This is a genomic window from Burkholderia sp. MSMB1589WGS, from assembly GCF_001636105.1.
Classification (GTDB): domain Bacteria; phylum Pseudomonadota; class Gammaproteobacteria; order Burkholderiales; family Burkholderiaceae; genus Burkholderia; species Burkholderia humptydooensis.
This window is the reverse complement of the sequence record NZ_LNJT01000008.1, coordinates 1175978-1191699: the sequence shown is the minus strand read 5'-3', so window position 1 is coordinate 1191699 and position 15722 is coordinate 1175978. Positions and strand designations below refer to the sequence as shown.

At 70.4% G+C, this 15722-nt stretch carries 10 protein-coding genes; 8 read left to right on the top strand and 2 right to left on the bottom strand.

Going from position 1 to position 15722, the window contains the following annotated elements; translation table 11 throughout:
- Positions 1–29 precede the first annotated feature (29 nt).
- On the top strand, positions 30–1931 hold the full coding sequence (locus WT16_RS23020; protein WP_063534299.1) for a DUF3857 and transglutaminase domain-containing protein: 1902 nt from the start codon (positions 30–32) through the stop codon (positions 1929–1931).
- Between the two features lie 51 nt (positions 1932–1982).
- Here the strand turns inward: WT16_RS23020 and tagH are convergent, their stop codons facing one another.
- The gene (gene tagH, locus WT16_RS23015; protein ID WP_063534298.1) at positions 1983–3377 is read right to left on the bottom strand and encodes a type VI secretion system-associated FHA domain protein TagH; all 1395 of its coding nucleotides are present in this window, start codon (positions 3375–3377) and stop codon (positions 1983–1985) included.
- Positions 3378–3431: 54 nt separating this feature from the next.
- On the bottom strand, positions 3432–3845 hold the full coding sequence (locus WT16_RS23010; RefSeq protein ID WP_051139220.1) for a TssQ family T6SS-associated lipoprotein: 414 nt from the start codon (positions 3843–3845) through the stop codon (positions 3432–3434).
- Between the two features lie 641 nt (positions 3846–4486).
- Between WT16_RS23010 and tssJ the strand changes: the two genes are divergently transcribed.
- The 7 genes from tssJ (at position 4487) to tssA (ending at position 15679) form a co-directional block, all read left to right on the top strand.
- The gene (tssJ, locus tag WT16_RS23005) at positions 4487–5005 is read left to right on the top strand and encodes a type VI secretion system lipoprotein TssJ (RefSeq protein WP_063534297.1); all 519 of its coding nucleotides are present in this window, start codon (positions 4487–4489) and stop codon (positions 5003–5005) included.
- Positions 5002–6384, top strand: coding sequence for a type VI secretion system baseplate subunit TssK (gene tssK / locus WT16_RS23000; RefSeq protein ID WP_006028207.1), 1383 nt, complete (start codon positions 5002–5004; stop codon positions 6382–6384). The genes tssJ and tssK overlap by 4 nt, the downstream gene beginning before the upstream one ends.
- 15 nt (positions 6385–6399) lie before the next feature.
- The gene (locus tag WT16_RS22995) at positions 6400–7713 is read left to right on the top strand and encodes a DotU family type VI secretion system protein (RefSeq protein ID WP_059934449.1); all 1314 of its coding nucleotides are present in this window, start codon (positions 6400–6402) and stop codon (positions 7711–7713) included.
- A gap of 2 nt (positions 7714–7715) precedes the next feature.
- Positions 7716–11345: a type VI secretion system membrane subunit TssM gene (gene tssM, locus WT16_RS22990; protein ID WP_063534296.1), complete on the top strand. Its 3630-nt coding sequence runs from the start codon at positions 7716–7718 to the stop codon at positions 11343–11345.
- Entirely contained in the window at positions 11327–12199 is an 873-nt protein-coding gene (gene tagF, locus WT16_RS22985; protein WP_082744041.1) for a type VI secretion system-associated protein TagF, read from the top strand. The genes tssM and tagF overlap by 19 nt, the downstream gene beginning before the upstream one ends.
- A 188-nt stretch (positions 12200–12387) precedes the next feature.
- The gene (locus WT16_RS22980; RefSeq protein WP_063534295.1) at positions 12388–14550 is read left to right on the top strand and encodes a serine/threonine-protein kinase; all 2163 of its coding nucleotides are present in this window, start codon (positions 12388–12390) and stop codon (positions 14548–14550) included.
- A gap of 52 nt (positions 14551–14602) precedes the next feature.
- Entirely contained in the window at positions 14603–15679 is a 1077-nt protein-coding gene (gene tssA / locus WT16_RS22975; protein ID WP_063534294.1) for a type VI secretion system protein TssA, read from the top strand.
- Positions 15680–15722: the final 43 nt, after the last annotated feature.

Below are 15722 nucleotides of genomic sequence, written 5' to 3'. Positions count from 1 at the left end.
CGCCCCTCCATTCGCGCAGGTCCGTTGCGATGTACGTTTTGATCCGATTGTCTTGCGTCGCGTGCGCGGGCCTGTTCATCGGCTGCGCGAGCGCATCGCCGATCGAGCCCGACGCCGCCGACGCCGCCGACGCCGCGCCCGCGACCGTCGTGAGCGACGTCCACGTGTTCGTCGTCCAGCGCGACGGCTCCGTCGACGAGCACGACGATTCGACGCTGCGCGCGAACACCGCGAGCGGCATCGACGACGTCGCGCAGCGCTACGTGTGGTTCAACAAGGACATCGACCGCGTCGAGCTGCTGCGCGCCGAGACGATCGACCGCGCGGGCGTCGCGCACCCGGTCGGCCCGGAGGCGATTCGCGACGTGCAGGAGCCGCGCTCCGCCGGCGCGCCGTTCTTCGAGGACGGCGTGCTGCGCTCGGTGATCTTTCCGGGCGTCGACGTGGGCGCGCGCACGCGCCTCGTGTTCGGCAAGTCGCGCACGAAGCCGCGCGACCCAGGGTACTTCAGCTACTTCGCCGCGCCGTCGCGCGCGCCCGTCGAAGCGCAGCGCCTGATCTTCGATCTGCCCGCCGACATGCCGCTCTATGCGGACGCGCGCGGCTACGTCGCGCAAGCGCCGGTGACGGAGAACGGCCGCACGCGCTACGAATTCGATTATCGGCACGGCCCGTATCCGCGCATCGAGGACGGCTCGGTCGGCTACGCGACGTACGGCGACCGGCTGATGGTGTCGACGCTGCGCGATTTCGCGGCGTTCGCCGGCCGGTATCGCGCGGCGGCCGTCGACGCGAGCGCGGCCGACCCCGCCGTCGCGCGGCTCGCGGAATCGATCGTCGCGAATGCGGGCGCGTCCGGGCCGCGTGCGAAGGCGCGGGCGATCTACGACTGGGTGCGCACGAACGTGCGCTACGTCGCGCTCTTTCTCGGCGAGACCGCGGCCGCGCCGCACAAGGTGACGGACATCCTGCGCAACCGCTACGGCGACTGCAAGGATCACGTCGCGCTGTTCGGCGCGCTGCTCGCGGCGCTCGGCATACGCAGCGAGCCGGCACTGCTGAATCTCGGCCCGGTCTACACGCTGCCCGACGTGCCCGGCTACGGCGGCAGCGCGATCAGTCACGCGATCACGTGGCTGCCGGATCTCGGCCTGTTCGCCGACACGACGGTCGGCGGCGTCGAGTTCGGCTATCTGCCGCCCGTCGTGATGGATCGGCCGGCGCTCCTCGTCGACGACGGCGTGCTGTCGCGCACGCCCGCCGCGCAGCCGCGTACGCGCGACGCGCGCCTGCGGATCGACGTCGAGCCGAGCGGGGCCGCGCGCTATCAGTATTACGTCGAGGACGGCGGCTGGACCGCGGAGCTCGAGCGCGGCATGTTCCGGCAGGCGGCGCGCGAGCGCGTGCGGCAGCTCGCGGCCGAGCGGCTGCGGCAGAGCGGCTTGAGCGGCACCGCGCGGCTCGGCACGGGCGAGCGCGACGTGACGAGCGGGCCGTTTTCGACCTCGATGGCGGGAACGCTCGAGCACTTCGCCTGGCCCGACGGCACGACCGCGCTGCCGGCGTTATCGAGCCTCGCGGGCGGCATCGCGACGCAGGTGCGGGGCTGGCTCGCGGAGCCCGTGCGCACGCAGCCGTGGCTGTGCATCGGCGGCGAGTTCGACGAGACCGCGCAGATCGCGTTGCCCGACAACGTGCGCGTGACCGATCTGCCGGCCGATGCGAACGTGCACGATCGCTTCTTCGATTACGAATCGCACTACGTATTCGACGCGGCGGCGCGCGTCGTGCAGATCACGCGGCGCTTGCGCGCGCGCTTCGCGCATCAGGTGTGCTCGCCGGAAGATTTCGATGCGGCGCGCGCGTCGCTCGAGCGCATCGAGCGCGATGCGCTCGCGCAGATCGTCGTGCGCGCGAAGACGCGCGAATAGGGCTTGTTCGATTCGCAGCCCTTCCGAATTCGCGGCGGCGCATCCTCCGGATCAGCGTCGGCAGCGCCCGCGATAGCCCTCGACTTCCGCGTCGTAGGCGGAAAGGAACGCCTTGCCGAACACGGAAGCAAAATCGTCTTCGATCGCGAACAGCGTGTCGCGATGCGTGGTCGCATAGCGGTCCCACAAGCGCGCCTTGTACAGCGCGGGCACGCGCTTCTCGTACCACTGCGGCGCGGTGTCGCGCTCGCGCAGGCGCTGCGGCGAGAAGCGCGTGAGCAGATCCATCAGCGCGGCGCGCATGCCGGCCACCATGCCGAGCTGATGCGCGTGCAGATCCTGGAACGCGTCGGACACCGCGCTTTGCGGCGTCATGAAACCCGGCAGCGGCAGCCCGAACATCTGGCGCAGCACCGCGCCGCCGTCCGGCAGCAGCTTCAGCGGGTTGTTCTCGCGGTCGAGCAGCATCGTCATGTCGGCCTTCACTTCGCGCTTCAGGATGCTGCGCGACGACAGCAGCTCGACCGTGCCGTTCGCGAACAGCGCAAGCAGTTGCCCCGCGACGAACAACTGCTCGGCGGACCAGTGGTGCGGCTCGGCCGCGGTGTCGAGCCCCGCGCCTTCGAAGAACGCCTGCAGCAGCGTCTCGGGCGTCGCCGGCGTCGATGCGCGCACGCGCGACGGCACGTCGCCTGCGTCGCGCATGTCGCGTGTATCGCCCGCGTCGCCCGGACGCGCGGCGGCGGGCGGCGCGGACTTCGCCGGCTGCACGCGCACGTGTTGCGTCCATTCGGGCGCGTGATCCGATTGCGTGACGGATGAGGTTGGCGGCCCGCGCCCGTCGCCGTCTCGCGCGGCGCCGGCCTGCGCATCGAGATTGCCCTGCGGCTGCGCGAACAGATCGAGCGGATCGGTCGATAGCTGATGCAGGTCGCGCGGCGCGGCGGACGCCGGCGAATCGCGATCGCGCGGCGGCGCGGCGCCAGGCCGCTCGACGGCCTTGCCGTCCGCGTCCTGCGTCCTGCCGAGCCCGAAGCGATCGTGCAGCAGGCCCCACAGCTTGTTGCTCGCGCCCTTTGTCTGCGCGTGCGAGGCGGCCGCCGCTTCGACGGTCCGCTCGATCGTCGCGTCGTCGGGCTCCGCGCGCAGCAGGTACGGGCCGATCCGGATGATGTCGCCCATGTTCAGGCGCTGCGCCTGCGCATAGCCGATCGGCACGCGGTTCACCTCGATCGTCGATACGCTGCTCAGGTTCTTCAGCAGGCATGCGTCGCCGGCCACTTGCAGCAGCGCCTGCAGGCGCGAGATCTGCCGGGTGTCGTCGCGCAGCACGAGGTGATTGTCGCTGTCCCGGCCGATCGTGCCGCCCGGCGGATGAAACACGACGGCGTTGCGGTCGTCGGTGCCGACCGGCTCGCCCGCGTGTTCGATAACGGTCAGTTGCATGTCGATACGTCGGTCGATGGATGAAGCGTTCGCATGGAAACCGGTTCGATTCGTTCAGGATGACGACGCATGTTTGCGGCGCGCGTACTCGAACGCCGGCCCCCAGATCGGATGCCCCTTTTCGGCAGGGGACAGATCGAAGCGCGGATTGAGGTCGAGAATTCTCGAGAACTCGGCGCGGCATTGCGTGACGCGCCTCGTCAGGCAATAGCTGAACGCGAGCAGCTTGTGCGCGGCGACCTGCGTGTTGACGTCGGCGCCGTCGACCTCGCGCGCATGGCCGCCGAGCAGCGAGATCGTGCGCCTGTAGTCGCCTGCGTCGTATGCGGCTTTCGCGCTGTCGAGCGTCGCCTGCGCGACCGATGGCGTCGAAGTCGGGGAGGCCGGGGGCGCCGTGCCCGTGCCGCAGCCGCCCATTCCCGCCAAGAAAAAGCCAAGGAAAATGTAAAGCGAGGCGCGGCCTTTCATTCTTGAATTGACGGTTATAAGTGGAATGGTCGGGGCAATGCAGCATGCCGTTGGATTTTAGTTCCAATAATTGGAAACGGACCGGCTGTTACCTTTTGTTTCAACTTGAAACAATAAGTCGAATTAAAGTCCGGCTCTCGTCCCGGCTTCGCCTTGTGAAGCGCATCAGTTGAACCTATAGTTCGGTGTGCTTTTTGTTTTCGTCGGTTGTTTTGCTGTGCTCATCCCAGTGCGTAAAAGAGCTTGCCGTTTATTTGGCGGCGTAAAGGGCTTGGCACGAATTGAGCTTCGCGGCTCGGCCGCTCGCGGCAGGCGGGCAGCGGGGCGCGTCGCGTTCTCCTGGCTGGCGTCCGCGCAATCGGATCGGGCGGCCGCAACGAATCAGACCTCTGAGCTGTGTCAGGATTTGTCCGTAAGTCATTCAGCGGCCCGAATTCCAGGAAATTTAAATTCGCCGGAAATTATTGGTGGTTTGACCCGTCTTTCAGATCAAAAAATTACCGGATGAAATCGCAATGAAAGGACACGAAATTAGAAATCAACAGGCCCAATAAGATCGTCACCTTATTTCGAGTCGATCCGGCTTTTCGCTGCGGCAGGCCGGCGGGCGCTTTATTGCGATGCAAGGAAAGAGACAGAAAATGCGACTGCGGCTCAGTGGTTCCGTCGTTCTGGGGTGCGCGTTGCTGCTTGCCGGATGCGGGGCGACGGAGCGTTCCGTTGCCGTGCCGTATTCGATCACGCTCGACGTCGCGCCCGACGTCAATCCGGACATCAATCGCAAGCCGTCGCCGATCGTGCTGAAGGTGTTCCAGTTGAAGACGGCGTCCGCGTTCGAGAGCGCCGATTTCTTCTCGCTGCAGGACAAGCCGGAGAGCGTGCTCGGCGCGGATCTGCTCGGCGTCGACCGGATCATCCTGCGCCCGGGAGACGCGCGCACGCTGCACTACCGCGGCAACGTCGACGCGAGCGCGATCGGCATCGTCGCCGAATATCGCGTGCTCGAGAAGAACCGCTGGCGGATGACGGTGCCGCTGCCGCGCGCGAAGCAACTGAACCTGTACCGATTCTGGCAAACCTCGCCGGGCGAGATGAAGCTGTCGGTCGCCGTGAAGAACGGCGGCGTCGGCCTCGGCGGCGATTCGCGAGTACGTCAATGAACGAGCCGGTATTGTCCGCGACCCCCGCTGCGGCGTTGCGCCAGCGCGTGATCTGGACCGAGGGCATGTTCCTGCGCCCGCAGCATTTCCAGCAGCTCGAGCGGCATTGGGAGCGCTACGTCGGCATGCGCTGCCTGCCGCTGCAGGGCTTCTACTGGGGCTACGACGAACTGCAGATCGACCGCGAGCTGCTCGCGCTCGGCAAGGTCGCGCTGCTTGCCGCAACCGGCGTGATGCGCGACGGCACGCCGTTCGACCTGTCGCATCCGGACGATCGGCCCGAGCCGCTCGACGTGCCCGCCGACGCGAAGGACCAGCTCGTCGTGCTCGCGTTGCCGCTGTGGCGCGGCGGCGCGCAGGAGGTGTCGTTCGGCGGGGACGGCAACGGCAATGCGGACGCGGGATTCGCGCGCTACGTCGTGCGCGAGCACGAGGTCGCCGACGCGAACGAGGTCGCGCTCGGCCCCGCGCTCTTGCAGACCGGGCGGCTGAACGTGCGGCTGATGCTCGAATCGGAGCTGACGGGCGACTGGGAGGCGCTCGGTGCCGTGCGGATCGTCGAGCGGCGCACCGACGGGCGGCTGCTCGTCGACGACGGCTACATTCCGCCGCGGCTCGTCGCGCAGCGCGATCCGGTGCTGCTGCGCCACACGCGCGAGCTGCACGGGCTGCTCACGCAGCGCAGCGAGGCGCTCGGCGGGCGGCTGTCGGAGCCGGGGCGCGGCGGCGTGTCCGAAGTCGCCGATTTCCTGCTGCTGCAACTCGTCAACCGCTATCTGGCGCTTACGTGGCACGCGCAGCAGGACGTCGCCGCGCATCCGGAGACGCTGTTCCGCGACTGGCTCAAGCTCGCGTGCGACCTGAGCACGTTCACCGCGGTGGGCCGGCGGCCGCAGTCGCTCGCCGTCTATCGGCACGACGATCTGCGCACGAGTTTCGGCGAGCTGATGGCGGAGCTGCGCCGCTCGCTGTCGACGGTGCTCGAGCAGAACGCGATCCAGATCGAGCTGCGCGACGCGGGCAACGGAATGAAGGTCGCGACGATCGCCGATCCGGCGCTGCGCGACACCGCGGGCTTCGTGCTCGCGGTGCGCGCCGACGTGCCGGCCGACAGCCTGCGCGTGCGTTTTCCCGCGCAGGCGAAGCTCGGGCCCGTCGAGCGGATTCGCGACCTCGTGCAGTTGCAGTTGCCGGGCATCGCGATGCGGCAACTGCCGGTCGCGCCCCGGCAGATTCCGTATCACGCGGGGCACACGTACTTCGAGATCGACAAGGGCGGCGAGATGTGGAAGCAGCTCGAACGCTCCGGCGGCCTCGCATTTCATTTCGCCGGCGAATTCCCGGGACTCTCGATGGAGTTCTGGGCGATTCGCGGGTGAGGGCGGTATCGCGCGATGAACTCTTCTTCCGATTCGTTCTCGGCCGGCGCGGGCGGATTCGTGCCGCCGAACCCGGGCGGCGCGCATCCGGCCGCCGCGCCGGCGGGCGCGGCCGCGTCGCAGCCGAGGCCGGGCCGGTGGGCGGCGAGCGGCACGAATCCGCTCGTCGCGGCCGCGAACCCGCTGCTGAACCTCGTGCCGCAGATCCGCTCGACGGTCCATCATCCGAATCCCGCGTGGCTGCGCGAGCATCTCGTCGTCGAGATCCGCCAGTTCGAGGAGCGCGCGCAGCAGGCGGGCGTCGCCTCCGAGGCGATCATCGGCGCGCGCTACTGCCTGTGCACCGCGCTCGACGAGGCCGCCGCGCTGACGCCGTGGGGCGGCAGCGTGTGGTCGTCGCACAGTCTGCTCGTGTCGTTCCACAACGAGACGTGGGGCGGCGAGAAGTTCTTCCATCTGCTCGAACGGCTGTCGCAGCAGCCGCGCCAGCATCTCGACCTGCTCGAGCTGCTCTATTTCTGCCTCGCGCTCGGCTTCGAAGGGCGCTATCGCGTGCTCGACAACGGCCGCGCGCAGCTCGACGCGGTGCGCCGCCAGCTCGCGCAGACGATCCGCTCGGTGCGCGGCGAATTCGATCCGGCGCTCTCGCCGCATTGGCGCGACGTTGTCACGCGCGACGTCACGCGGCGCTTCACGGTGCCGCTGTGGGTGTGCGTCGCGCTCGCGCTGCTCGTGGGCTTCGGCGTGTTCGCGGGGCTGCGCATCGCGCTCGCCGGCCATTCGGACCGGCTGTTCGCGTCGATCGACGCGCTGCACGTGCCGAAGCTGCAGCCGGCGCAGCCCGCGCCGCATCCGGCGCCCGCGCCGCGCGTCGCGAAGTTCCTCGAGCCGGAGATCGCCGCGGGGCTCGTGAGCGTGCGCGACGAAGCCGACCGCAGCGTGATCGTGCTGCGCGGCGACGGCCTGTTCGGGTCCGGCTCGACGTCGGTGATCGATCGCTACATGCCGGTGCTCACGCGCGTCGCCGACGCGCTGAACCAGGTGCCGGGCAGCGTGCGCGTGAGCGGCTACACCGACGATACGCCGGTGCACAGCGCGCGCTTCGCATCGAACTGGGACTTGTCGCGCGAGCGCGCGGAGGCGGTCCGCGGCCTGATCGCCGCGCGGCTCGACCGCCCGGACCGGATCACGGCCGAAGGGCGCGGCACGCTCGATCCGGTCGCGCCGAACGATTCGCCGGCGAACCGCGCGCGCAACCGGCGCGTCGAGATCACGCTGATGCTCGCGCCCGGCGGCGACGCCGCGCACACGACGAAGGAGACGCCCTGAGCATGAGCCACGCTGTCGCACGCATCGTTCGCCCGCTGCCGTCGCGGGAAATCTGGACGTTCGCCGGCCTCGTCGTGCTGGCGTGCTTCGTCTGGCTCGCCGGGCCGCTGTTCGCGTTCGCCGAGCTCCGCCCGTTTGAGAGCGGCTGGGTGCGCGCGCTGACGATCGTCGCGCTGTTCGCCGCGTGGGGCGCGCGGATCGCCTGGCGCAACTGGCGCGCGGGCCAACTGAACGCGCAGTTGCTCAACCAGTTGCGCGAAGCGGCGCCGCGGCCCGCTGCGACGGGCGACCCCGCACGGGCGCAGCTCGACGAGCTGCGCAGCCGCTTCGACGAAGCGTCGACGCTCTTGAAGAAGGTTCGCTTCGGCGCCGCCGACGGCGCGCGCAAGGGCCTGCCGCAATGGCTCGAACGGATGTCGCGCCAGTATCTGTACCAGTTGCCGTGGTACGTGTTCATCGGCGCGCCCGGCTCGGGCAAGACGACGGCGCTCGTCAACTCGGGGCTGAGCTTTCCGCTCGCCGAGCAGTTCGGGCGCGCGGCGATTCGCGGCGTGGGCGGCACGCGGCACTGCGACTGGTGGTTCACGAACGACGCGGTGCTGATCGACACCGCGGGCCGCTATACGACGCACGAGAGCAATCGCGCGCTCGACGAGGCCGAATGGAAGGGCTTCGTCGATCTGCTAAAGAAATACCGCGCGCGCCAGCCGCTGAACGGCGCGATGCTGACGATCAGCGTCGCCGATCTGCTCGGCGCGTCGGAGGCGGAGCGCACGCAGCACGCGATGGTGCTGCGCAAGCGCCTGCTCGAGCTGCGCTCGCAGCTCGGCATTCGCTTTCCGGTGTACCTGCTCGTGACGAAGGCGGACCTGCTCGCCGGCTTCGCCGAATACTTCGGCGGCTTCGGCCGCGCCGAATGCGCGCAGGTGTGGGGCTTCACGTTCCCGCTCGCCGAGAGCGAGGCGGGCGGCTTCGATCTGCGCGCGGCGTTCGATCGCGAATACCGGCTGCTGCACAAGCGCCTGAACGACGGGCTGCCGGAGCTGCTCGCGTCGCAGACCGACGCGCGCCAGCGCGAGATGAGCTACCTGCTGCCGCAGCAGATCGCCGATCTGCAGGACATGCTCGGCCAGTTCGTCGCCGAGGTGTTTTCGGTGTCGAGCTTCGAGCCGATGCCGATGCTGCGCGGCGTGTACCTGACGAGCGGCACGCAGGAAGGCACCGCGTTCGACCGCGTGATGAGCGGGATCAAGCGCTTCCTGAAGATCGAGGGCGTGCCGCCCGCCGCGCAGACGGGCTCGGCCGGCCGCAGCTTCTTCCTGAAATCGCTGCTGCAGGATCACATCTTCCGCGAGGCGGCGCTCGCCGGCAGCAATCTGCGCTGGCATCAGCGGCAGCGCGTGCTGCAGATCGTCGGCTACGCGGCGATCGCGCTGCTGTGTGTCGCGGTGCTGTTCGCGTGGCTGCGCAGCTATTCGCGCAATCGCGACTATCTCGACCAGGTCGCCGCGCGCGTGCCGGCGGTCGACGCGCAGATCGGCCGCGCGAAGTTCACGGGCGCGGCCGACATCGTCCAGTTGCTGCCCGTGCTCGACGAGCTGAGCGGGCTGCCGGACGCGGGCGGCGTCGACTTGCGGCACCCGCCGCTCGCGTACCGCTGGGGCCTCTTTCAGGGCGAGAAGATCGAGGAGGCGAGCGACGCCGTGTACCGGCGCGCGCTCGACGACGTGCTGCTGCCGATCGCCGCGAGCCGGATGGAGCAGGCGCTGCGCGAGGCGCAGCCCGACGAGGCCGAATATGCATACGCGGCGCTCAAGGCGTATCTGATGCTCTACGACAGCGCGCACTACGATCCCGCGTTCGTGCAGGCCGTCGTCGATCTCGAGATGGAGCGCGCGCTGCCCGCCGATTTCTCGTCGGCGCAGCGCAGCGCGCTGCGCTCGCATCTCGGCGCGCTGTTCGGCAATCGCGTCGCGGTGTCGCCGTTCCCGATGAACGAGCGGCTCGTCGCCGACGTGCGCGAGCGGCTGCGGCAGGTGCCGTTCTCGCAGCGGCTGTACCGGCAGCTCGCGCGCACGCTGCGCCCGAGCACCGCGTCGTATGACTTCAGCGTCGCGCGCGCGGTCGGGCCGGACGCGTCGCTCGCGTTCCGGCGGCAGAGCGGCAGGAGCCTCGCCGACGGCGTGCCGGGCCTCTATACGCGCAACGGCTACCGCAACGTGTTCGCGCCGCGGCTGCCCGGCGCGATCGATTCGTATGGGCGCGAGGAGGTGTGGGTGCTGAATCTCGGCGCGTCCGAGATCCCGAATCCGGCCGACGCGGCCGCGTGGGCGCGCGACGTCCGGCAGCTCTATCTGAACGACTACATCAAGACCTGGGACGACTATCTGGCCGACATCCGGCTGCAGCGCACGTCGACGCTCGCGCAGAGCATCCAGGTCGCGCGCACGCTGTCGTCGGCGGATTCGCCGCTCACGCGGCTGATGATCGCGCTCGCGCGCGACACGCCGCTCGGCGATGCGCCCGGCGGCGCGCGCAACCTCGCGTCGCGCGCGCAGGACAAGGTCGACGAGGCGCGCAGCTCGCTCGCGCAGATCTTCGCGGGCCAGCCGGGCGCGGACGCGGGCGCGGCGGCCGCGTCGCCCGCGAGCCCCGAGCAGATCGTCGACAGCCACTTCGCGGGGCTGCGCGCGTTCGCGCCGGGCGGCGGCGATCAGGCGGCGTCGTTCGACGCGGTGCTCAAGGCGATCGACGCGCTGTACACGTACCTCACCGCAACCGACGACGCGCTGCGCAGCGGCGCGACGCCGCCGCCGTCGGACGCGCCCGCGCGGCTGCGCGCGCAGGCGGGCCGGCTGCCGACGCCGTTTCGCGAGGTGCTCGACGATTTGTCGAACGTCGCGAACGGCAGCGTCGCGAGCGTCGAGCAGCGCAACGTCGCGCAGCGCGCGGGCGCGAACGTCGGCGATTTCTGCCGGCAGGCGATCGCCGGGCGCTATCCGTTCGCGCGCGGCACGTCGCGCGACGTCGCGCCGTCCGACTTCGCGCAACTGTTCGCGGCGGGCGGCCTGATGGACGACTTCTTCCAGAAGAACCTGCAAACGCTCGTCGACACGACCGCGCACCCGTGGCGCTTCAACAACCGCAACGCCGAAGCCGATCCGGCGGCGGCCGCGATGCTCGGCGCGTTCGAGAAGGCTGCGGTGATCCGCGACGTCTATTTCGGAGGCGGCGCGCGGACCGCGCAGATCAAGGTCGAGATCGTGCCGCTCGAAATGGACCCGTCGATCTCTGAGATGGTGCTCGACGTCGACGGCCAGATCGTCCGCTACGCGCACGGCCCGCAGGTGCCGACCGCGGTGCAGTGGCCGGGCACGCGCGGCAGCAATCAGGTGCGGCTGCAGGTGACCGAACAGTCGGGCGCGGCGGGCGGCTTCACGACCGAGGGGCCGTGGGCGCTGCACCGGCTGTTCGACCGCGCGGGCGTGTCGGGCGGGCGCGGGCCCGAGCAGATGGTCGCGAGATTCGCGGTGGACGGCAAGCCGATCGTGCTGCAGGTGACGGCGAGCAGCGTTCGCAACCCGTTCCGGTTGCCGCAGATGGAGTCCTTTACATGTCCTCCGAAGCAATGAGCACGATGCAGACGACGCTTGCCTGCGACGGCGAGCCGCCTGCCTGGTACGGAAAGATTCCGGGCGCGGGCGACTTCGTCAACCACAGGCTGTCGCACGAGCTCGCCGGCTGGTGGGAGCGCTGGCTCCAGCAGGGAATGGCCGCGATGCGCCAGCGCGGCGACGACGAGCTCGCGCGCTACTACACGGTCGCGCCGGTCTGGAATTTCCTGATTCCGGCGGGCGCGGGCGCGCAGTGCGTGCAGCCCGGCTGCCTCGCGCCGAGCTGCGATCGCGTCGGCCGCTACTACCCGGTGATCGCGACGCTGCCGATGCGCACCGCCGATTACTGGAGCGCGCTGCCGGACGTCGCCGACGCGTTCTACTGGCAGGTCGGCAGCGCGCTGCTCGATGCGATCCGGCACGCGCGCGCGCCGGTGCAGCTCGAGCAGGCGCTCGCGAGGGTGCGGCTCGTGCCGGGCGCGGCCGCGCGATCGGCGTGGTTCGGCGGCGCGGGCGGCGAGTTCGGCGAAAGCGGCTGGCGCGGCGAACGCGATGCGGCACGCGGCAGCGGTGAAGGCGGTGAAGCCGGTGACTTCGATGGAGCGGGTGAAGGCGACGAGAGCGGTGAGAGCGGTGAAAGCGGTGAAAGCGGCGGCGAAGCGCGGAGCGGCCCGTTCGCGCAGCCGATGCCGAGCCCGCCCGCGACGCCCGCATGGCCGGGGCTTTCGCAGTATTTCGATCCGCACGGCGCGACGAGCTTCTGGTGGACCAACCGCGCCGACGGATCGCCGCTGCGCACGCACGCGCACACCGGCGCGCCGGATAGCCGGCTGTTCCTGCGGCTGTTCGGCGGCGTCCAGCACGGCGTTTAGGGCGCGCAACGGACGCGTGTAGCTGACGCATGTAACGAGCGCATGCAACGGACGCGTGCAACGCGCGCGTAACGGCAAAGCAAGGAGCGGCGTGCGACTTCGCGCGCCGACACGCAACGCAGCGGCGCGCGAAGTCGGCGCGATCCGGCTGCGATTCGTGAAATCTTTGCGGAATCACGAGGTGGCACATGACGGACCCATTTTCGAGAGACAACGAGCAGGAGACCATGACCCGCAGCGCCGCCGCCGAATTCGCGGTGCGGCCGCTGCCGCTCGGCCATCGCCTCGGCGAATTGCAACTGGACGAGGTGCTCGGCGTCGGCGGCTTCGGGATCGTCTATCGCGCGTTCGACCGCACGCTGCGGCGCGCGGTCGCGATCAAGGAATACATGCCGTCGATGCTCGCGACGCGCGGCGGCGACTACACGGTGTCGCTGCGCTCGGTGCGCTTCGCGCAGGCGTTCGACGCGGGCCGCAGCGCGTTCCTCAACGAGGCGCGGCTGCTCGCGCAGTTCGACCATCCGGGGCTCGTCAAGGTGCTGCATTTCTGGGAGAGCCACGGCACCGCGTACATGGTGATGCCGTTCTACGAAGGGCGCACGCTCAAGCAACTGCTCGACGGCGGCGCGCAGATGGGCGAGACGCAATTGCGCCACATCGTCGCGGCGCTGCTCGGCGCGCTCGACACGCTGCATCGCGCGCAGTGCTTCCATCGCGACATCGCGCTCGACAACATCCTGATCCGGCCCGACGGCAATCCGATCCTGCTCGACTTCGGCGCGGCGCGCAAACGGATCGGCGATCTCGTCGACGACAGCGCGATGATGATCAAGCCGGGCTATGCGCCGATCGAGCAGTACACCGACGATCCGGCGTTCGGCCAGGGGCCGTGGACCGATCTGTATGCACTCGGCGCGGTGATGCACGCGATGGTCACGGGCGAGCTGCCGCCCGCGGCGGTCGTGCGCAGCATCCAGGACACCTACCGGCCGCTCGCGACGCGCGAGCTGACCGCGCGCGAGCCGTACAGCCCGGCGTTTCTCGCGGCGATCGACCACGCGCTGCAACTGAAGATCGCCGACCGGCCGGAGTCGGTTGCGCAATTCGCGGCGGAGCTCGGGCTGCGCGAGTTCGAGCGGCCGCCTTCGCCTCATGTCGCGCCGCCGGCGAGCCCGGCGCAAGCGCAGCCGCGCGAGCCGGCGGGCGATCGCGAGGCGGACGCGGCGGAGGACGGCGCGCAGCGGGCTGCGACGTCCCGTTCGCCGGATGCGCGGCGACGCGACGATGCCGACGTAGGCGCGGACGCGGCGGCGATGCGGCTCGACGGGGAGCGCGCGCGACAGTCTCGACCGCCGCTAGAGTCGCGAGAGTCGCAAGAGTCGCAAGAGTCGGCCTCGTATCGGCGCGGAGATTCGGCTTCGGCCGCCGCCGAACGGGCCGGCGGTGCATCGGCCGCGCCGCCGCAGCAGCCACCGTCGACCGACGATCGCGAGGCCGGGCTTTTACGGCCGCGCGCCGATCACGCGCCGTCGCTGTCACCTTCGCGTGAGCACGCGGGCGAACGGGACCCGCTGCCGCCGCGGCCCGGCGCGGCGGCTGTCGCATTCGGCGCATCCGCCGCCGCACGGACGGGATGGCGCGACCGGCGAACGATCGCATATGCGGGTGGTGCGCTCGCGGTGTCGCTCGCGATCGGCATCGGTGTCGCGTATCTCGTGAAGCCGTCCGGCCGTCCCGAGACGACAGCGACGAACGCGAGCGCGTCGCCGCCGCTCGCCGCAACGCCCGCGCTCACGCCCGCGCCCGGCAGCGCGCCTGCCACGCTTGCGCAACGCGCCGAGCCGCAGCCCGCGCTCGCGCCGCCCTCCACGCCCGCCGACACGATCGCGCACGAGCCCGCGCCGACCGTTGCGACGACGGCCGCCGGCGCGAGCGCCGCGCCGCAGATCGCGAACAACGACGCGGGCGCCGCGTCCGCGCGCGCCGCGCCGGCTGCGAACCTCGCGCCGAAGGGCAGCCTCGACGCGACGGAGATGGTCGTCGCGAATCCGTCCGCGAGCGGCGGCGCGCCGCCCGTCTCGCCGTCCGTCGCCGCGGAGGCCGCCGCCGCGGCCGACCAGCAGCCGCCGGACTTGCAGGAGACGATCCCCGTGCGATTCCACGTGCGCCCGTGGGGCGACGTGTACGTGAGCGGCGTGAAGCGCGGCGCGAGTCCGCCGCTGCGGACGCTGTCGCTCGCGCCGGGCGTCTATCAGATCGAGATCCGCAACGGCACGCTGCCGCCGCTGCGGCGCACGGTGAAGATCGATCCGGGCAGCAAGCCGGTGAGCATCGACTATGCGTTCGAATGACGCCGACATGCCGGCGCGCGCCGCCGGCGCCGGCCCATCCACGGGAAGACCCATGCAGAGTTCAGATCCGATCGAATCGTTGCTCGCCGGCGTCGCGCCCGACTTGCCGTGCGGCGCGAATCTCGAATACGAGCAGGATTTCCTGCGGCTGCAGGAAAGCGCGACGCCGCGGCCCGAGCAGCAATACGGCGACACCGTGATTCCGGCCGAGGCGCCCGACTGGAGCGCGGTCGAGCGTCTCGCGCTCGAGCTGTCGGGGCGCACGAAGGATCTGCGCGTCGCCGCGCATCTCGCGCGTAGCTGGACCGAGTTGCGCGGCATTCCCGGCTATGCGGACGGGCTGAAGCTCGTCGCGGGGATGCTCGCGCTGTGGTGGGACGACGTTCATCCGCGCCTCGACGCCGACGGCGACCGCGATCCGACGCTGCGCGCGAACGCGCTCGCCGAAGTCGCGGGCGCGCACGGCTGCGCGCGCGCCGCGCGCCGGCAGGCGCTCTTCGACGGCGGCCCGAGCGTGCGCGACGCCGAGCGTGCGTTCGACGGCCGGGACGGCGGCGCGGAAGGCTATCCGGGCGGCCGCGAGCGGCTGATCGCCGATCTGGTGCGCGCGCGCGACGGCGGGCAGCCGACGTTGCGGGCGGCGTTCGCCGCGCTCGACGCGCTCGATGCGATTCGCGCGTGCGTCGCATCGAAGCTCGGCGACGAATGGGCGCCGGACGCGAGCGACTTCGAGAAGGCGCTGCGCCGGATCGTGCGCGACGGGCTGCCGCCGCCCTTGGGCGCGCCGCAGGCGGGCGCGGCAGACGCGACGGCGGGCGCGGCAACCGGCGCGGGAAACGGCGCGGGAAACGGCGCGGCAAACGGCGCGGCAAATGGCGCGGCCGCGCCGGCCTTCGCCGCGAACGGCCGCGCATGGCGCGACGCCGAGGTGACGAGCCGCGACGACGTGCAGCTCGGCCTCGAAAAGATGTGCCGCTACTTCGAGCTGCACGAGCCGAGCCACCCGGCGCCGATCCTGCTGCGCCGCGCGCAGCGGCTGCTGTCGCTCGACTTCTACGAAATCATCCGGGATCTCGCTCCGGAGAGCCTGCCGAAGCTCGACATGCTGAGCGGCCAGCGCAGCGAATGATGCGAGGCGCCGCTGCGGGCGGCGGACATGATCGACGCAACCT